An 18,333-nucleotide genomic window follows, 5' to 3' on the forward strand; every position below is an offset into this window, starting at 1 on the left:
ACCCGGTCCCGGTCCGGCGCCCGCCGTCCCGCGCCACCCGCCAGCCCCTTCGACCGAGGACCTCCGAGGACTTCGATGACGCAGATCGCGCTGCTCGCCCTGACCGTGACGGCGGTCGCCGCGCTCGCGGCGGCCGGTGTCCTCGCCCGCGGACGGTCCCGGGCCCTCGCCCGCGCCGGCGCGGCCGAGACGGCCGCCGCCCACGGCGAGGAGCGCGCCCGCGCCGCCGACGCCCGGCAGGCCCGGGGCGAGCAACAGCTCCGCGACGCGCAGGCGGTCACCCGCCGGGCCACCGAGGAGACCAAGCGGGCCGAGACCCGCGCGCTGGCCGCCGAGGGCCGGGTGCGCGAGGCGGACCAGCGCACCGCGACGGCGGAGCACCGGGCCGCCGAGGCCGAACTGCACGCCCGCGCCGCCGAGGACCGCACCGCCGAGGCCGGCCGCCTGCTGACGGCCGCCGAGGAGCGCGAGACGGCGCTGCTGGCCGAGATCGGCCACCTGGCCGAGGAACGGGTGGCCACCGCCGCGCTGCGGCTCAGCCACCCCAACGCCCCCGCCGCCGGGCCGCTGGACGCCGAGGCGGTCGGCCCGGAGGCGGTCCGGCTGCTCCAGACCGTGCTGGACGCCTCCGCCGCCGCGGTGACCGCGGAGCGCGAGCGGGTCGACGCCGCCGCCCGGGCCGCGATGCGCGGCGCCACCTCCAAGATCCAGACCCTGCTCTACCAGATCCAGAGCCTCGTCCAGCAGCTCCAGAACGACAACGACGACCCGCGGCTGCTGGAGGTCGACTTCCGCAACGAGGTCGCGCTGCGCCGGATCCAGACCATCGCCGTGCTCTGCGAGGCCTGGCCCGGCCTGGCCCGGACCGACTCGCCGCTGGCCGAGGTGGTGATCGGTGCGCTCTCCCGGGTGCCCGGCTACGCCCGGATCAAGGTGGCCAACCATCTGCGGGAGAACCGGCTGGCCGTGGTGGCCCGCGCCGCCGAGCCGCTCGCCATCACCATCGCCGAGCTGCTCGCCAACGCCACCTCGTACTCGCACCCGGAGACGGACGTGCCGGTCACCGTCCAGCAGGGCGGCCGCGGTGCGCTGGTGATCGTCGACGACAGCGGGATCGGGATGGAGGAGGACCAGCTGGGCCGGGCCCGCCGGCTGCTGGCCGGCCCGCCCGAGGTGCTGCTGACCGAGCTGGGCAACCCGCCGAAGACCGGCTTCGCGGTGGTCGGCAAGCTCGCCCGGCAGTACGGCTTCTCCTGCCACATCGAGCCCTCGCCGTACGGCGGCATGCGGACCATCGTGCGGATCCCGGCCGCGCTGCTGACCGTGGTCGACGGTGAGCAGCCGCTCTCGGTGCTCACCCCGCTGCCGCTGCGGTCCGGCTCCGGCCCGGCCCCGGCCCCCACCGTGCAGGCCCTGCCCGTGCGGCGGGGCGGGTCGGAGGAGCCGGCCGGGCAGGAGGTGCCGGACCGGCAGCACGCGCCGGCCATGCACGTCGTGCCGTCCGTGCACGCCGTGCCGGACGACGGCAGCGGACTGCCCAGCCGGCGCCGGCGGCAGCCGCTCGCCCACCGTCCGCAGCCTGCCGACGGCGCGGCCGCGGCGGACCCGGCGGCCGCGCCGGGGGCTGTTTCGGGGGCTCCGACGGCCGACGGCCCGGTGGACGCGGACGTCCGGACGCCCGAGCAGGCGGCGGCCCGCTGGCAGGCGCTGCAGCAGGGCACCGGCTCCGGCCGGGCCGCCGTCGCAGCGGCCGCCGCCGCCGACGAGGCCGCGGCCGCCGCCGCTTCCGCCGTCGCCCCCGACCCCGCGACCGACGCCGACCCCGCCCCCGCTGTCGACCCCGACCCCGCGACCGACCCCGTGATCGACCCGGCCCCCACAGCCGGCACCGCCCCCGCCCCGACCACCACGCAGCCCCTCACTGCGAGGACCAGCACCGACGCCCGGGCCGCCGACCACGGCGACCCCGACGGCGGCGCGGCCGACCACACCGGCCCCGCTGCCGCCCGTACGGGCCAGACCGGCCAACGTCCCGCCCCGTCCCCCGAAGGAGCCGAGCAGTGAGCAGCACGTCCAGCCCCACCGCCACCGACGAGATCTCGTGGGTGCTGACCCCGCTGCTGGAGCTGCCGGGCGTCCTGCACGCGCTCATCGCCACCGGTGACGGTCTCGTCGAGGGCGCCTCGGACGGCCTCGGCCGCGCCTCCGCCGAGCGGGTCGCCGCGATGACGGCCACCCTGCACGCCGCCTCCCGGGCGTTCACCACCTCGTTCACCGACGTCGAACAGCCCCGGCTGGCCCAGACCGTGGTCGAGTCCGACCTGGGCTTCGCCGTCGTCGTCCCGGCCGGCGAGAACACCTCGCTGGCGGTGTTCACCACCCCGGAGGCCCAACTCGGCAACGTGGCCTACCAGATGCAGGTCCAGGTGGCCGCCCTCGGCCGCGCCCTGGCGAGCCCGGCCAGGCGGCAGGACGCCACAGCGCGGTCATGACCGCCGTCCCCCGCAGGCGGATGGTCCCCGCCTACCTGGCCACCGGCGGCCGGTCCCGGCCGGGCACCGCCGGCTTCGAGCGGCTCACCGTGCTGTGCACGACGGGCACCGCGCCGTCGCCGGAGTCGCCGGAGCTGGAGGCCGAGCACCGCCGGCTCTGGGAGTTGCTGCAGCCCGGCGCACTGACCGTGGTGGAGGCCGCCGCGCACCTGCGGCTCCCGGTGAGCGCCACCGTTTTCCTCGCGGCCGATCTGGTCGAGGCGGGCTGCCTCCGCGCCCGCGCCCCGATCCCCCGTGCCCAGCAGACCGACCGCACCATCGTCGAGAGGCTCCTCGTTGGACTCCGCGCACTCCGGTAGGCCGGCCGACCGCACCGGTCGGGCGAGCCGCGTGGGCTACCTGCCCGACCGGGACCAGACCCTGATGAAGCTGGTCGTCGCCGGCCCGTTCGGCGTCGGCAAGACGACGCTGATCCGCACCCTGTCGGAGATCGCGACCCTCCACACCGAGGAGGCGATGACCGAGACCGGGGCGCCCGTCGACGACGCCGCGCTGCTGCCCGGCAAACGCACCACCACGGTCGCGGTCGACTTCGGCCGCCTCACCCTGCCCGGCCAGGTGGTGCTGTACCTCTTCGGCACACCCGGGCAGCGCCGGTTCTTCCCGCTCTGGCAGGACATCGCCCGCGGCGCCCTGGGCGCGCTGGTGCTGGCCGACACCCGCCGGCTGGCGGACTCCTTCGAGATCATGGACATGGTCGAGGAGCAGGGCCTGCCCTACGCGGTGGCCGTCAACGGCTTCCCCGACGCGCCGGTGCACTCCGTGGACGTGCTCCGGGCCCACCTGGACCTGCACCCCGCCACTCCGCTGGTGCTCTGCGACGCCCGTGAGCGCCGTTCCAGCCTGGACGCGCTGATCGCGCTCGCCGAGCACGTCCTGCACGGTCTGCCCCCAGCCCCCGATCCCGCCCCGGAGGGGCCGTGACCGACACCCGCACCGCCCCCGACGCCGCCACCCCGGCCGCCGCCGTCCCGGGCTGCGACGCCGCCGCACCCGCCGTCCCGGCACCCGCGTCGGCCCAGCGACCGACCCCGATCTACGGCCCGGCGTTCGCCGCCGACCCGCAGCTCGTCTACGACCGGCTGCGCCGGCACGGCGCCGTCGCCCCGGTGGAGATCGCCCCCGGCGTCGAGGCCCTGCTGGTCACCGACTACCAGGCGGCCCTGGACCTGCTGCGCGACACCGACACCTTCTCCAAGGACTCCCGGGCCTGGCAGCAGACCGTCCCGCCGACCTCCCCGCTGCTGCCGATGCTCGGCTACCGCCCCACCGCCCTGTTCAGCGACGGCGAGGTGCACGCCCGCTACCGCCGGGTGATCACGGACGGGCTCGCCCTGCTCGAACCGCACCTGCTCCAGCGCCGGGTGGCCGAGGTGGCCCACCGGCTGATCGGGGCCTTCGAGGCGGTCGGCACCGCCGACCTGATCGCCGAGTACGCCCGGCAGCTGCCGATCTCCGTCGTCACCACCTGGTTCGGCGTGCCCGAGGAGCACGGCGCGCGGCTGGTGGCCGGCATCGCCGGGATGATCGAGTCCACCGAGAAGGCCGTGGCCGCCTACGGGGACCTCGTCGCGGTGGTCACCGCCATGGTCGCCGAGCGGCGCGAGCGCCCCCGGCACGACCTCACCTCGTGGTTCGTCACCCACCCCGCCGGGCTGGACAACGAGGAGGTGATCCGGCAGATCACCCTGACCATGATCGCCGGGCACGAGCCGACCACCAACCTGATCGGCAACGCCCTGCTGCGCCTGCTCACCGACGCCCGCTACGCCGGCTCGCTGATCGGCGGCGCGATGACGGCCTACCAGGCGATCGACGAGGTGCTCTGGCACGAGCCGCCGATGGCCAACCTCTCGGCGCACTACCCGCGGTACGACATCACCTTCCACGGCCGGGAGATCCCGGCCGGCTCACTGGTGCTGGTCTCCTACGCGGCCGCCAACTCCCAGGCCGCGCCGCCCGCGGAGGGCACCGGCCTGCGCAGCGGCGAGTCCGCGCACCTGGCCTGGGCGGCCGGCCCGCACGCCTGCCCGGCCCGCGACCCCGCGCTGCTGATCGCGATCACCGCGATCGAGCAGCTCACCAGCCGGCTGAGCGACCTCGAACTGGCCACCCCCGCCGAGGAACTCCTCTGGCGTCCGGGCCCGTTCCACCGCGCCCTGGTCCACCTCCCGGTCCGCTTCCACCCGGTCTCCGGATAGCGCGTGGGCCCGGGAGCCGGTCACGGCTCCCGGGCCCACGGCCCCGCTTCGTCAGGCCCCGTCGGCCGGCTTGAGGGTCAGCGAGATGCTGTTGATGCAGTACCGCTGGTCGGTGGGCGTGCCGTAGCCCTCGCCCTCGAAGACGTGCCCGAGGTGCCCGCCGCAGCGGGCGCAGCGGACCTCGACCCGGCGCATGCCGAGCGAGGTGTCCTCGATGTACTGGACGCGGTCCTCGGCCAGCGGCGCGAAGTAGGACGGCCAGCCGCAGTGGCTGTCGAACTTGGTCTCCGAGCTGAACAGCTCGGCGCCGCAGGCCCGGCAGCCGTAGACGCCGACCGTCTTGGTGTCGGTGTACTCGCCGGCGAAGGGGCGCTCGGTGCCCGCCTCGCGGAGGACGTGGTACTCCTCCGGCGTGAGCTGGGCGCGCCACTCGGCGTCGGACTTCTCGATCTCGTAGCTCATCACGGCTCCCGTCGGGCGGAATCAGACGTTGGTGGCAACGCTTTCGAGGTGCCGAAGGATTTCCGGCCCGAGGTTGGTGACGTCGCCGGCGCCCATGGTGAGCAGCAGGTCGCCCGGGCGGGCCAGGCCGGCCAGCAGGGCGGGGGCGGCGTCGAAGGCGTGCTCGGCGGTGACGTCGGCGCCGGCCCGGCGGGCGGCGTCGATGATCAGCTCGCTGGTGACGCCGGGGATCGGGTCCTCGCGGGCCGGGTAGATGTCGAGCACCACCGAGGCGTCGGCGAGGGCGAGCGCCCGGCCCATCTCCTCGGCGAGCTGCTGGGTGCGGCTGAACAGGTGCGGCTGGAAGACCACCAGCACCCGGCCGGAGCCCTCCAGGCCCTCGCGGATCGCCTCCAGGTCGGCGGTCATCTCGGTCGGGTGGTGGGCGTAGGAGTCGATCACCTGGACGCCGCCGGCCTCGCCCTTGAGCTGGAGCCGGCGCCGCACGCCGGTGTAGGAGCCGAGCGCCTTGGCGAGGTCGGCGGCGGGGACGCCGAGGGCCACGCCGGCGGCCAGCGCGGCGACCGCGTTGTGGGCGTAGTGGCGGCCGGGCACCGAGACGGTGAAGGCCAGCTCCTGGCCGTCCAGCAGGACGGTGACCTCGCTGGTCATGCCGCGGGCGGTGACCGACAGGACGCGGACGTCGGCGTCCTCGGCGGCGCCGACGGTGACCACGTTCAGGCCCGCGCGGCCGGCGACCCGGGAGGTCAGCTCGCGGGCGCCGTCGTGGTCGGCGGAGACGACCAGGGTGCCGCCGGGGGTGATCCGGCCGACGAAGGTCTCGAAGGACTCGTAGATCTCGTCGATCGAGGCGTAGTTGGCGTGGTGGTCCAGCTCCACGTTGAGCACGATCGCCACCTCGGGCGCGTACTTGTGGAAGCTGCGGTCGCTCTCGTCGGCCTCGGCGACGAAGATCTCGCCGGTGCCGTGGTGGGCGTTGGAGCCGGGTGCGTCGAGGTCGCCGCCGATCGCGTACGAGGGGTCGAGGCCCAGCTCGCCGAGGGCGACGGCGAGCATGCTGGTGGTGGTGGTCTTGCCGTGGGTGCCGGCCACCGCCAGCGCCCGGCGGCCGCCCATCAGCGCGGCCAGTGCGTCGGAGCGGTGGACGACCGGGATGCCGCGCTCGCGGGCGGCGACCAGCTCCGGGTTGTCCGCGCGGATCGCGCTGGAGACCACGACGCTGCTGACGCCGTCCGGGACGTGCTCGGCGGCGTGGCCGATGTGCACGCTGGCGCCGAGTGCGCGCAGCGCGAGGACGGTCTCGGACTCCTTGGAGTCGCTGCCGGAGACGCTGGCGCCGCGCACCGCGAGGATCTTCGCCAGGCCGGACATCCCGGCGCCGCCGATGCCGATGAAGTGCGGGGCGTGCAGGTCGTGCGCGGCGTCGTTCAAGGCGGGGCTCCGTACGGGCGATGGGCCCCTCCCGCCCGTACGGCGGGCCAGGAGGGAAGGACAGGTTGTGCGGCGGGGTCCGCGAGCCGATGTGCGAATCGTCCTCGCGGGCGGACCGCAAGGACGATTCTGCACCACGTGCGCGTCCGGTCAGGAGTCGCTGGCGAACAGCCGCAGGACCGGGACGCCCACCTTGTGCCGGGCCTGGGAGGCCCAGTCGCGGTGGAAGAACTCCTCCACGAAGTGCGGCGAGGTCAGCACGACGACCTCGTCGGCCCGGTGTTCCTCGACCACCGAGCGCAGCCGGTCCAGCGGCTTGTCCTCGACCAGTTCGCCGACCGCCTCGGCCCCGGCGGCCCGCAGGTGGCGCAGGCTGTGCGCCAGCGACTCGTCGCCCACCGTCGGCCCGCTCTCGGACTCGTCGTGCTCGTGCACCACCTTGTCCAGGTGGCCGAGGGCGACGTCGTCCAGCGCCCGCAGCAGCTCGTCCTGCTTGCCGCGCGGCTGCATCAGGACGACGAAGGACACCTTCTCGTCGCTGTGGAGCGTGGTGACCAGCTCCACGTCGGCGTCGGAGAGCGCCTTCTCGATCATCAGTACCGTCTTGAACACGTGAGTCCCTTCCAGTGGCCGGCCCCCGGGCCCCGGCATCGCATCCCATACTGCCCGGCGGAAGCTTTCCGCACGCTGCTCCGCGGGCCGCCCGGGCCGCGCGGTCGGGCCGTCCCCGGAGGGGGCGCGGCCACGTCCGGCGATCAGGGGGCCGAGGAGGCGGACTGCGGGTGAAGACGCAGGTAGCGGGTGAAGAGGAATCCTTTCTGCTCGATCAATGAGACCAGCCGCATCCGCTGCACGTCAGGCATTTGCGCATCGCGGATGATGCGCGGCGCGTCGCCTGCCGTGACCAGCGGCGCGACCGACAGGCACAGCTCGTCCAGCAGCCCCGCCGCGGCCAGCTGCCCGAGCAGTCGCGGGCCGCCCTCGGTCAGCAGCCGCGTCCGGCCCCGTTCGACCAGTGCCGCCACCGCCGCCCCCAGGTCCACCGAACCCCGCCCGGCGACGATCACCTCGGCCACCTCGGCGACCTCGGCCAGGCGCGCGGGGGGCGCGTCCCCGGTGGTGATCACCACCGTCCGGACCAGCGGCTCGGTGAACAGCGGCGCCGCCAGGTCGAGCCGCAGCGACCGGCTGACCACCGCGATCGCCGGCGCCGGGGCCTGCCCGGCCGCGCGGCGCGCCGCGGCGAACTCGGCCCGCGCCCGCCCGGGCCGGTAGCCCTCGGCGCGGACCGTCTCGGCGCCGACCAGCACCACGTCGGACAGCGCCCGCAGCACCCCGAAGATCCGCTTGTCGGCGTCCCCGGACAGCCCCTCCGAGAGCCCGTCCAGCTTCGCCGCCCCGTCCAGGCCGGCCACCATGTTGGCGCGCAGCCACGGCCGGCCGTGATTCACCTGGTCGGGGTACGCGTAGACGGCGGCCAGCGACTCCAGCGAGGCGGGATCGGCGAACGGCTCGGCCAGCGGGCTGATCAACTGATGCATGCCACCAGTCTTCCACCGGCCCCCGCCGGCGGCCCCGAACAGGCCGGCGCGCGACCAGGCGTACCCTCTAGTACCGTGCCCGCAGCAGCCCCACACCCCGACGCCGCGACCGAGTCCATAGCGACCGCCGCCCCGTCCGCCGCCCCGACCGCCCTCACCGACCGGCGGCCCGTCGTCCCCGCCGAGCGCCTGGTGGCCGAGATGGTCCCGCCGCCGCGCTTCTCCGAGGTCGGCTTCGGGACGTACCTCCCGGACCCGGGCCAGCCCAGCCAGTACGAGGCGGTGCAGGTCCTGGAGCAGTTCGCCGGCGGCCTCAACGGCGGAAACGGGTCCGCGCCCAGGCGCAGCTGGTTCCGCCGCAGCGCCCCCGCGCCCACCGGCCCGGCCGGCGTCTACCTCGACGGCGGCTACGGCGTCGGCAAGACCCACCTGCTCGCCTCGCTCTGGCACGCCGCCCCCGGCCCCAAGGCCTTCGGCACCTTCGTCGAGCTCACCAACCTGGTCGGCGCGCTCGGCTTCCAGCAGGCCGTGACCACCCTCTCCGGGCACAAGCTGCTCTGCATCGACGAGTTCGAGCTGGACGACCCGGGCGACACCGTGCTGGTCTCCACCCTGCTCGGCCGGCTGGTCGACAACGGCGTGAAGCTCTGCGCCACCTCCAACACGCTGCCCGAGAAGCTCGGCGAGGGCCGGTTCGCCGCCGCCGACTTCCTGCGCGAGATCCAGGGCCTGTCCGCGCACTTCCGCCCGATGCGGATCGACGGCCAGGACTACCGCCACCGCGGCCTGCCGGACGCCCCGCCGCCGTACACCGACGCCCGGGTCGAGGCCGTGGCCGCCCGGACCCCGGGCGCCTCGCTGGACGACTTCGGCGCGCTGCTCGACCACCTGTCCGCCGTCCACCCCAGCCGCTACGGCGCGATGCTGGACGACGTGACCGCGGTCTGCCTGCGCGGGGTGCGCCGGGTCGACGACCAGTCCACGGCGCTGCGCCTGGTCGTCCTCGCCGACCGGATGTACGACCGCGAGCTGCCGATCACCGCCTCCGGCGTCCCCTTCGACCAGGTGTTCCCGGAGGAGATGCTGCGCGGCGGCTACCGGAAGAAGTACCTCCGGGCGATCTCCCGCCTGGTCGCCCTGGCCCGGGACAGCGCCCGCTAGGAAGCACCGGCCGGGCCCGGGCCCGGGCCTCCGCGGCCCGGGTCGCGGGAGTCGGTCATCTTTGTCGGTGGCGGGTCGTACGGTGGACACGTGCGACCCATCACGAGCATTGAGCGGTCAGTGGCGCCCTTCGAGGTCGTCAGTCCCTACCAGCCCAACGGCGACCAGCCCGCGGCCATCGCCGAGCTGGAGCGCCGGATCCGCGCGGGGGAGAAGGACGTCGTCCTGCTCGGTGCCACCGGCACCGGCAAGTCGGCCACCACGGCCTGGATGATCGAGAAGCTGCAGCGCCCCACCCTGGTGATGGCGCCGAACAAGACGCTGGCCGCCCAGCTGGCCAACGAGTTCCGCGAGCTGCTGCCGAACAACGCCGTCGAGTACTTCGTCTCGTACTACGACTACTACCAGCCCGAGGCGTACGTCCCGCAGACGGACACCTACATCGAGAAGGACTCCTCGATCAACGAGGAGGTCGAGCGGCTGCGCCACTCCGCCACCAACTCGCTGCTCACCCGCCGGGACGTGGTCGTGGTCGCCTCCGTCTCCTGCATCTACGGCCTCGGCACCCCGCAGGAGTACGTGGACCGGATGGTGCGGCTCAAGGTCGGCGAGGAGATCGACCGCGACGTGCTGCTGCGCCGCTTCGTCGACATCCAGTACACCCGCAACGACCTCGCCTTCACCCGCGGCACCTTCCGGGTCCGCGGCGACACCATCGAGATCTTCCCGGTGTACGAGGAGCTCGCCGTCCGGATCGAGATGTTCGGCGACGAGATCGAGGCGCTGTACACGCTGCACCCGCTCACCGGCGAGATCATCAGCCAGGACGACGCCGTCCACGTCTTCCCCGCCTCGCACTACGTGGCCGGCCCGGAGCGGATGGAACGCGCCGTCAACGGCATCGAGCAGGAGCTGGAGCAGACGCTCGCCAGGCTGGAGAAGCAGGGCAAGCTGCTGGAGGCCCAGCGGCTGCGGATGCGCACCACGTACGACATCGAGATGCTCCGCCAGATCGGCACCTGCTCGGGCGTCGAGAACTACTCGATGCACTTCGACGGCCGCGAGCCGGGCTCCCCGCCGAACACCCTGCTCGACTACTTCCCGGAGGACTTCCTCCTGGTCGTCGACGAGTCGCACGTCACCGTCCCGCAGATCGGCGCGATGTACGAGGGCGACGCCTCGCGCAAGCGCACCCTGGTCGAGCACGGCTTCCGGCTGCCCTCCGCGATGGACAACCGCCCGCTGAAGTGGGAGGAGTTCCTGGAGCGGATCGACCAGACCGTCTACCTCTCGGCCACCCCCGGCCCGTACGAGCTCTCCCGCGGCGACGGCCAGGTCGAGCAGATCATCCGCCCGACCGGCCTGATCGACCCCGAGGTGATCGTCAAGCCCACCGAGGGCCAGATCGACGACCTGGTCCACGAGGTGCGCAAGCGGGTGGAGCGGGACGAGCGCGTCCTGGTCACCACGCTCACCAAGAAGATGGCCGAGGACCTCACCGACTACATGCTCGGCCTGGACATCCGGGTCCGCTACCTGCACAGCGACGTCGACACGCTGCGCCGGGTCGAGCTGCTGCGCGAGCTGCGCGCGGGCAGGTACGACGTGCTGGTCGGCATCAACCTGCTCCGTGAGGGCCTCGACCTGCCCGAGGTCTCCCTGGTGGCGATCCTGGACGCGGACAAGGAGGGCTTCCTGCGCTCCGGCACCTCGCTGATCCAGACCATCGGCCGCGCGGCCCGGAACGTCTCCGGCCAGGTCCACATGTACGCGGACCGGATCACCCCCTCGATGGAGAGGGCGATCGAGGAGACCAACCGCCGCCGGGCCGTGCAGCAGGCCTACAACAAGGAGCACGGGATCGACCCGCAGCCGCTGCGGAAGAAGATCGGCGACATCCTGGACACCCTCGCCCGCGAGGACGTCGACACCGACGAGCTGCTCTCCACCGGGTACCGGGGCGCGGCGGCCAAGGGCAAGGCCCCGGTGCCGGCGCTGGGTGCGGACCGCAAGCCGGCCAAGTCGATGCCGGCCGCCGAGCTGGCCGAGCTGATCCAGTCGATGACGGACCGGATGCACGCCGCCGCGACGGACCTCCAGTTCGAGGTCGCGGCCCGGCTGCGGGACGAGGTCAAGGAGCTGAAGAAGGAGCTGCGGCAGATGCGCGAGGCCGGGATCGCGTAGGCCCCGTCCCGGGGGCCCGCCCAGGGGCCTCGGGCACCTTCACCCCCGCCGGGTTTGGCCGGTTCCGGCACCGGTCAAGCCCGGCGGTGTCTCATCCTTGCCACAAACGGGTAGGCGGCGGGCGAAGCGCCGGACCGCAGGCCCTAGGCTTTCCTGCGGTGCCGCCTCCGGGACGGGGCGGGAGCACCAGGGGGCCTCAGCCGGGGGACGGCAACGGGGTGTTCCACCGTGGAGCCTGCGCGGCGAACCGCCGCGCGGCCGGGCAGAGAGGACGACGCCGTGTCGGTGAACCTTGCCAAGGGGCAGCAGGTCAGCCTGCAGAAGGGGACGGGCGAGTCGCTGACGGTCGTCCGGATGGGGCTGGGCTGGAGGGCGGCGCCCAAGCGGGGCCTGTTCGGCAGCCGGACCCGGCAGATCGACCTGGACGCCTCGGCGCTGCTCTACGCCGAGCAGACCCCGTCCGACGTGGTCTTCTTCCAGCACCTGGAGAGCAACGACGGCTCGGTCAGGCACACGGGGGACAACCTGGTCGGCGGCACCGGCGCGGGCGGCGACGACGAGTCGATCCTGGTCGACCTGGTGCACGTGCCGGCGCACATCACCCAGGTGGTGTTCACGGTCAGCTCCTACACCGGGCAGACCTTCGCCGAGGTGCAGAACGCCTACTGCCGGCTGGTGGACGAGTCCACCGGGCTGGAGCTCGCCCGGTACGAGCTCGCCGGTGGCGGGCCGCACACCGGTCAGATCATGGCCAAGGTCTTCCGCGAGCCGTCCGGCGGCTGGGGGATGCAGGCGATCGGTGCGCCCGCCCGCGGCCGGACCTTCCAGGACCTGCTGCCGGCCATCGAGCCGTTCCTCTAGGCGGCCGCCGCCCCGCCCCCCGGGGGCGTTCTTTACCTTCTTTACCTTCACTTGGAATTCCTGTTACCCTCGATGGCAGCGGAGGGGAGTATTCCCTGCAGTAGTCCCGTCATCACGGGCGCCCCGGTAGCGGCGCCCCGGGGCGCTGGTCCGAGCGCTCGCGGTCGCGAGCCCCACGGGCGGAAGAGACCTCCGGCAGTGACGATGACTGTCTCGCCTACCTGCCGGAGGAGCAGTAGTGGACGTTTCCGTAAGCATGTGGGTCGGCACGATCGGTGTGCTGTTGGCGCTGGTCGTGGCCGACTTCTTCATCGGCGGCCGCAAGCCGCACGAGGTCTCGGTCAAGGAAGCGGGAATCTGGACCACGGTCTGGATCGTGCTCGCAGCGGTCTTCGGCGGGTTCCTCTGGTGGCACTCCGGTTCGCAGCCGGCCGGTGAGTTCTTCGCCGGCTACATCACCGAGAAGTCGCTCAGCGTCGACAACCTGTTCGTGTTCATCCTGATCATGGGCAAGTTCGCGGTGCCGAGGATCTACCAGCAGCGCGTGCTGATGTTCGGCGTGATCATCGCGCTGGTGCTGCGCGCGGTCTTCATCGCCGGCGGCGCGGCCCTGGTGGCCCAGTTCTCGTGGGTGTTCTTCATCTTCGGCGCCTTCCTGGTCTGGACCGCGTGGAAGCTGATCAAGGAGGCCCGGGCCGAGGAGGAGGACGAGGAGTTCGAGGAGAACCGCCTGCTCAAGTCGATCGAGCGGCGCTTCCCGTCCACCGACAAGTACCACGGCACCAGGCTCTTCATCCGGGAGAACGGCCGTCGGCTGATGACGCCGATGCTGATCGTGATGCTGGCGATCGGCACCACCGACGTGCTGTTCGCGCTGGACTCGATCCCCGCGATCTTCGGTCTGACCCAGGACCCGTACATCGTCTTCACCGCCAACGCCTTCGCCCTGATGGGTCTGCGCCAGCTGTACTTCCTGATCGGCGGGCTGCTGAAGAAGCTGGTCCACCTCTCGTACGGCCTGTCGGTGATCCTCGGCTTCATCGGCGTGAAGCTGGTGCTGCACGCGATGCACGAGCAGGGTGTGCACGTGCCGGAGATCGGCATCCCGTTCTCGCTGGGCTTCATCGTGGTGGTGCTCGCCGTCACCACCGTGACCAGCCTGATGGCCGCGAAGAAGCAGGAGCGGGAGGCGGTCGAGCCGGCGGAGAAGGTCGACGCCTGACCCCTCGCACCACCCCGCGCACGGCAGTGGCCCCGCGACCGTCTCCGGTCGCGGGGGCCACTGCGCGTTCGGGGCTACCAGCCGCGCTCGCGCCACTCCTGGAGGTGCGGGCGCTCGGCGCCGAGCGTGGTGTCGTTGCCGTGCCCGGGGTAGACCCAGGCCTCGTCCGGCAGGGCGTCGAAGATCTTCTCGTTGACGTCCCGGTACAGGCTCTCGAAGGCCGCCGCGTCGCCCCAGGTGTTCCCCACCCCGCCTGGGAACAGGCAGTCGCCGGTGAAGACGTGCGGGTGGCCCTGCGGGTCGTCGTAGACCAGCACGATCGCCCCCGGGGTGTGGCCGACCAGGTGCCGGACGGTCAGCTCGACCTGGCCGACCCGCAGCCGGTCGCCGTCGGCCAGCCGCAGCTCGGTCGGGACGTCGATGCCCTCGGCGTCGTGCTCGCCGGCCGCGGTGCGGGCGCCGGTGGTGGCGACCACCTCGGCGAGCGCGCCCCAGTGGTCGTGGTGGCGGTGCGTGGTGACCACGGTGGCGAGGTCGTCGCCGACGGTCTCCAGCAGGACGGGCGCGTCGGCCGCGGCGTCGATCAGCAGCTGCTCGTCGGTGGCCCGGCAGCGCAGCAGGTACGCGTTGTTGTCGTACGGGCCGACGGCCACCTTGGTGATGATCAGGTGGGCCAGCTCGCGCACGTCCGGCGGTCCGCCGACCTTGACCGCTCCGTGGTACGTCATCCGTCCGCTCCTCGCTCTGTCGGTCCTGGGATCATCCTCGCGCGGTCAGCCCATCGGGGGAAGCTGGGGGAGCGCGGCGTCGGGGGCGCGGCGCAGGCCGTCGCCGTCGGAGCGGCCGGAGAGCCAGGCGAGCAGCGCCCGGACCGGCCCCTCGACGGTCAGCGCCGGTGTGCCGGTGCCGATCACGGCGCGGTCCTCGGTGTCGTCGGAGACCAGCTCGACGGCGGGCAGGTCGGCGCCGGCCAGCCGTGCGGAGAGCTTGCGGAACTCGGTGACCGCGAACAGCTCCGGCCAGTGCGCGGGGGTGTAGCCGGCGTCCAGGTCCACGTGGTGGTACTCGACCTCGGCGAGGCGCTTCCAGGGGATGTCGGAGGCCGGGAAGACGTAGCCGGTGCGGTGGCGGACGTCGGCCGTCCAGGCCTCGGCGGGCAGGAGCGCGGCGGCGGCCGCGAAGCGCTCGTCCGAGGTGCGCAGGTCGGCCAGCTGGACGTCCACCGGGCGCGGGGCGCCGTCCTCGATGCCCTGGTCGCGCACCTCGCTGCTGGGGTACTGCGGGATGTCGGTGCCGGTGCGGGCGCCGTTCAGGAGGTTGACCAGGGAGTCGGCGTTGCGGGAGACGTGCGCCAGCACGTGGCCCCTGGTCCAGCCGGGGAGCGCGGAGGGCTCGGCGACGGCCTCGGGCTTCAGTCCGGAGACGGTGTGCAGCAGGTGCCGGGTGCCCTCCTCGACCAGGCTCAGCCGGTCGGCGGCGAGGGCGGCGGCGGTCTGCGGGTCGGTCATCGAAATCGGCCTTCCGGTGGGAGGCGGGGCGTTGCCCGCGGGGGGCACCGCTCGTTCACCAGGTGACGCTATCGCCGATCCGGGCCCTGAGCAGGTGCTTTCCGGGACCGGGTGCGGACGGTCGGGGCCGGGCCGTCACTCGTTCGGGTGGACTCCGCTGGACGAGCTCGATAATCGAACGCCTGCGCTATAGGCTGGCTGCCGCATCCTGGAAGAAGAACACCTCTCACCGCAAGCCGTCTCGCCCCGGAGAAAGGCGCCAGAAGCAGTGGCCGACCGCCTCATCGTCCGCGGTGCTCGCGAGCACAATCTCAAGAACGTCTCGCTCGACCTGCCCCGCGACTCCCTCATCGTCTTCACGGGCCTCTCCGGCTCCGGCAAGTCCTCGCTGGCCTTCGACACGATCTTCGCCGAGGGCCAGCGCCGCTACGTCGAATCGCTCTCCTCCTACGCCCGGCAGTTCCTCGGGCAGATGGACAAGCCCGACGTCGACTTCATCGAGGGCCTCTCCCCGGCCGTCTCGATCGACCAGAAGTCCACCAACCGCAACCCGCGGTCGACCGTCGGCACCATCACCGAGGTCTACGACTACCTGCGCCTGCTGTTCGCGCGGATCGGCAAGCCGCACTGCCCGCACTGCGGCCGCCCGATCGCCAAGCAGTCCCCGCAGGCCATCGTGGACAAGGTGCTGGAGCTCGCCGAGGGCACCCGGTTCCAGGTGCTCAGCCCGGTGGTGCGCGAGCGCAAGGGCGAGTTCGTCGACCTCTTCGCCGACCTCCAGTCCAAGGGCTACGCCCGCGCCCGGGTGGACGGCGAGACGATCCAGCTCGCCGAGCCGCCCAAGCTCAAGAAGCAGGAGAAGCACACGGTCGAGGTGGTCATCGACCGGCTCACCGTCAAGGGGAGCGCCAAGCGGCGGCTGACCGACTCGGTGGAGACGGCCCTGCGGCTGAGCGGCGGCATGGTCGTGCTCGACTTCGTCGACCTCGCGGAGGACGACCCGGAGCGCGAGCGGATGTACTCCGAGCACCTCTACTGCCCGTACGACGACGTGTCGTTCGAGGAGCTGGAGCCGCGCTCGTTCTCCTTCAACTCGCCGTTCGGCGCCTGCCCGGACTGCTCCGGCCTCGGCAACCGGATGGAGGTGGACCCGGAGCTGGTCGTCCCGGACGAGGAGCGCTCGCTGGACGAGGGCGCCATCCACCCGTGGTCCGGCGGCCACACCAAGGAGTACTTCCAGCGCCTGATCGACGCCCTCGCCGGCGAGCTGGGCTTCCGCACCGACATCCCCTGGGCCGGCCTTCCGGCCCGCGCCAAGAAGGCGCTGCTGTACGGCCACAAGCACCAGGTCGAGGTGCGCTACCGCAACCGCTACGGCCGGGACCGCTCGTACACCACGGGCTTCGAGGGCGCGGTGCCGTTCATCCAGCGCCGGCACAGCGAGGCGGAGAGCGACTCCAGCCGCGAGCGCTTCGAGGGCTACATGCGCGAGGTGCCCTGCCCGACCTGCGAGGGCACCCGGCTCAAGCCGATCGTGCTCGCGGTGACGGTCGAGGGCCGGTCCATCGCCGACGTCTCGGCGATGTCGATCAGCGACTGCTCCGAGTTCCTGGGCGCGATGAAGCTCAACGCCCGCGACAAGAAGATCGCCGAGCGCGTCCTCAAGGAGGTCAACGAGCGGCTCCGCTTCCTGGTCGACGTCGGCCTGGACTACCTCTCGCTCAACCGCGCGGCGGGCACCCTCTCCGGCGGCGAGGCCCAGCGCATCCGGCTGGCCACCCAGATCGGCTCCGGTCTGGTCGGCGTGCTCTACGTGCTGGACGAGCCGTCGATCGGCCTGCACCAGCGGGACAACCACCGCCTGATCGAGACGCTGGTCCGCCTGCGGGACATCGGCAACACCCTGATCGTCGTCGAGCACGACGAGGACACCATCAAGACGGCCGACTGGGTGGTCGACATCGGCCCCGGCGCCGGCGAGCACGGCGGCAAGGTGGTGCACTCGGGCTCGCTGAAGGAGCTGCTCGGCAACAAGGAGTCGCTCACCGGCCAGTACCTCTCCGGCAAGCGCAGCATCCCGATCCCGGCCGCCCGCCGCCCGCGGGACGGCAAGCGCCAGCTGACCGTCCACGGCGCCCGCGAGCACAACCTCAAGGACGTCACGGTCGGCTTCCCGCTCGGCACCTTCACCGCGATCACCGGTGTCTCCGGCTCCGGCAAGTCGACGCTGGTCAACGACATCCTCTACACCCACCTCGCCCGGGAGCTGAACGGCGCCCGCAGCGTGCCCGGCCGGCACACCCGGATCACCGGCACCGACCTGGTGGACAAGGTGGTGCACGTCGACCAGTCGCCGATCGGCCGGACCCCGCGTTCCAACCCGGCCACCTACACCGGCGTGTTCGACCACGTCCGGCGGCTCTTCGCGGAGACGCAGGAGGCCAAGGTCCGCGGCTACCTGCCCGGCCGGTTCTCGTTCAACGTCAAGGGCGGCCGCTGCGAGAACTGCTCCGGCGACGGCACGATCAAGATCGAGATGAACTTCCTGCCGGACGTCTACGTGCCGTGCGAGGTCTGCCACGGCGCCCGGTACAACCGGGAGACGCTGGAGGTGCACTACAAGGGCAAGTCCATCGCCGAGGTGCTGGACATGCCGATCGAGGAGGCGCTGCACTTCTTCGAGGCCGTCCCGGCGATCGCCCGGCACCTGCGGACGCTCAACGACGTCGGCCTCGGCTACGTCCGGCTCGGCCAGTCCGCGCCGACGCTCTCCGGCGGCGAGGCGCAGCGCGTGAAGCTCGCCTCCGAGCTGCAGAAGCGCTCCACCGGGCGGACGGTCTACGTGCTGGACGAGCCGACCACCGGTCTGCACTTCGAGGACATCAGCAAGCTGATCAAGGTCCTCACCGGTCTGGTGGAGAAGGGCAACACGGTGATCGTCATCGAGCACAACCTCGATGTGATCAAGACCGCCGACTGGATCGTCGACATGGGCCCCGAGGGCGGTTCCGGCGGCGGCACGGTGGTCGCCGAGGGCACCCCGGAGCAGATCGCCGCCGTCCCGGACAGCCACACCGGCAAGTTCCTGCGGGACATCCTGCCGGGGGAGTTCAACGACGCCCCGGTCGCGGTGAAGGCCCCGCGCAAGCGGGCCGCCGCCAAGAAGTAGCCGGCCCGGCACCGCCGACAGCCCACCCGGCCCTCCGGTAC

General features: G+C 72.8%; 16 protein-coding genes. 10 read left to right on the forward strand and 6 right to left on the reverse strand.

Annotated elements, in window-relative coordinates; all coding sequences use genetic code 11:
- The first annotated feature begins 75 nt into the window (after positions 1-75).
- The 5 genes from RMN57_RS27040 to RMN57_RS27060 all read left to right on the forward strand — a co-directional run bounded on the left by RMN57_RS27040 (position 76) and on the right by RMN57_RS27060 (position 4,753).
- Positions 76-2,064 (forward strand): ATP-binding protein, encoded by a 1,989-nt coding sequence (locus tag RMN57_RS27040; RefSeq protein ID WP_313765897.1) that lies wholly within the window; start codon positions 76-78, stop codon positions 2,062-2,064.
- Positions 2,061-2,492: a roadblock/LC7 domain-containing protein gene (locus RMN57_RS27045; protein WP_313765898.1), complete on the forward strand. Its 432-nt coding sequence runs from the start codon at positions 2,061-2,063 to the stop codon at positions 2,490-2,492. Before RMN57_RS27040 ends, RMN57_RS27045 begins: the two co-directional genes overlap by 4 nt.
- Entirely contained in the window at positions 2,489-2,851 is a 363-nt protein-coding gene (locus RMN57_RS27050) for a DUF742 domain-containing protein (RefSeq protein WP_313765899.1), read from the forward strand. Before RMN57_RS27045 ends, RMN57_RS27050 begins: the two co-directional genes overlap by 4 nt.
- Positions 2,829-3,476: an ATP/GTP-binding protein gene (locus RMN57_RS27055; protein ID WP_313765900.1), complete on the forward strand. Its 648-nt coding sequence runs from the start codon at positions 2,829-2,831 to the stop codon at positions 3,474-3,476. The genes RMN57_RS27050 and RMN57_RS27055 overlap by 23 nt, the downstream gene beginning before the upstream one ends.
- Positions 3,477-3,586: 110 nt before the next feature.
- Positions 3,587-4,753 (forward strand): cytochrome P450, encoded by a 1,167-nt coding sequence (locus tag RMN57_RS27060; protein ID WP_313767978.1) that lies wholly within the window; start codon positions 3,587-3,589, stop codon positions 4,751-4,753.
- Positions 4,754-4,804: 51 nt separating this feature from the next.
- On the opposite strand, the gene msrB is transcribed toward RMN57_RS27060, so the two are convergent.
- From msrB to RMN57_RS27080, 4 genes are all read right to left on the reverse strand, one after another.
- Positions 4,805-5,215, reverse strand: a complete 411-nt coding sequence (msrB, locus tag RMN57_RS27065) for a peptide-methionine (R)-S-oxide reductase MsrB (RefSeq protein ID WP_313765901.1) — start codon at positions 5,213-5,215, stop codon at positions 4,805-4,807.
- Between the two features lie 21 nt (positions 5,216-5,236).
- The gene (gene murC / locus RMN57_RS27070; protein WP_313765902.1) at positions 5,237-6,646 is read right to left on the reverse strand and encodes a UDP-N-acetylmuramate--L-alanine ligase; all 1,410 of its coding nucleotides are present in this window, start codon (positions 6,644-6,646) and stop codon (positions 5,237-5,239) included.
- 150 nt (positions 6,647-6,796) lie between these two features.
- Positions 6,797-7,258, reverse strand: a complete 462-nt coding sequence (locus RMN57_RS27075; RefSeq protein ID WP_313765903.1) for an indole-3-glycerol phosphate synthase — start codon at positions 7,256-7,258, stop codon at positions 6,797-6,799.
- 143 nt (positions 7,259-7,401) lie between these two features.
- Entirely contained in the window at positions 7,402-8,187 is a 786-nt protein-coding gene (locus RMN57_RS27080) for a pyrimidine reductase family protein (RefSeq protein WP_313765904.1), read from the reverse strand.
- Positions 8,188-8,262: 75 nt separating this feature from the next.
- Between RMN57_RS27080 and zapE the strand changes: the two genes are divergently transcribed.
- From zapE to RMN57_RS27100, 4 genes are all read left to right on the forward strand, one after another.
- Positions 8,263-9,348: a cell division protein ZapE gene (gene zapE / locus RMN57_RS27085; protein ID WP_380234769.1), complete on the forward strand. Its 1,086-nt coding sequence runs from the start codon at positions 8,263-8,265 to the stop codon at positions 9,346-9,348.
- A gap of 90 nt (positions 9,349-9,438) precedes the next feature.
- On the forward strand, positions 9,439-11,532 hold the full coding sequence (gene uvrB / locus RMN57_RS27090) for an excinuclease ABC subunit UvrB (RefSeq protein ID WP_313765905.1): 2,094 nt from the start codon (positions 9,439-9,441) through the stop codon (positions 11,530-11,532).
- Positions 11,533-11,811: 279 nt separating this feature from the next.
- Positions 11,812-12,393, forward strand: a complete 582-nt coding sequence (locus tag RMN57_RS27095; protein ID WP_313765906.1) for a TerD family protein — start codon at positions 11,812-11,814, stop codon at positions 12,391-12,393.
- A gap of 238 nt (positions 12,394-12,631) precedes the next feature.
- Complete coding sequence (locus tag RMN57_RS27100) at positions 12,632-13,615, forward strand: TerC family protein (RefSeq protein ID WP_313765907.1); 984 nt, start codon at positions 12,632-12,634, stop codon at positions 13,613-13,615.
- Positions 13,616-13,689: 74 nt separating this feature from the next.
- Here the strand turns inward: RMN57_RS27100 and RMN57_RS27105 are convergent, their stop codons facing one another.
- Both RMN57_RS27105 and RMN57_RS27110 read right to left on the reverse strand, forming a co-directional pair.
- A complete protein-coding gene (locus tag RMN57_RS27105; RefSeq protein ID WP_313765908.1) occupies positions 13,690-14,343 on the reverse strand; it encodes an MBL fold metallo-hydrolase in 654 nt (217 codons plus the stop codon).
- Positions 14,344-14,388: 45 nt separating this feature from the next.
- A complete protein-coding gene (locus RMN57_RS27110; protein ID WP_313765909.1) occupies positions 14,389-15,123 on the reverse strand; it encodes a maleylpyruvate isomerase family mycothiol-dependent enzyme in 735 nt (244 codons plus the stop codon).
- A 268-nt stretch (positions 15,124-15,391) separates the two neighbouring features.
- Between RMN57_RS27110 and uvrA the strand changes: the two genes are divergently transcribed.
- Positions 15,392-18,292: an excinuclease ABC subunit UvrA gene (uvrA, locus tag RMN57_RS27115; RefSeq protein ID WP_313765910.1), complete on the forward strand. Its 2,901-nt coding sequence runs from the start codon at positions 15,392-15,394 to the stop codon at positions 18,290-18,292.
- Positions 18,293-18,333: the final 41 nt, after the last annotated feature.

This window comes from Kitasatospora sp. CM 4170 (assembly GCF_032110285.1).
Lineage (GTDB): Bacteria > Actinomycetota > Actinomycetes > Streptomycetales > Streptomycetaceae > Kitasatospora > Kitasatospora aburaviensis.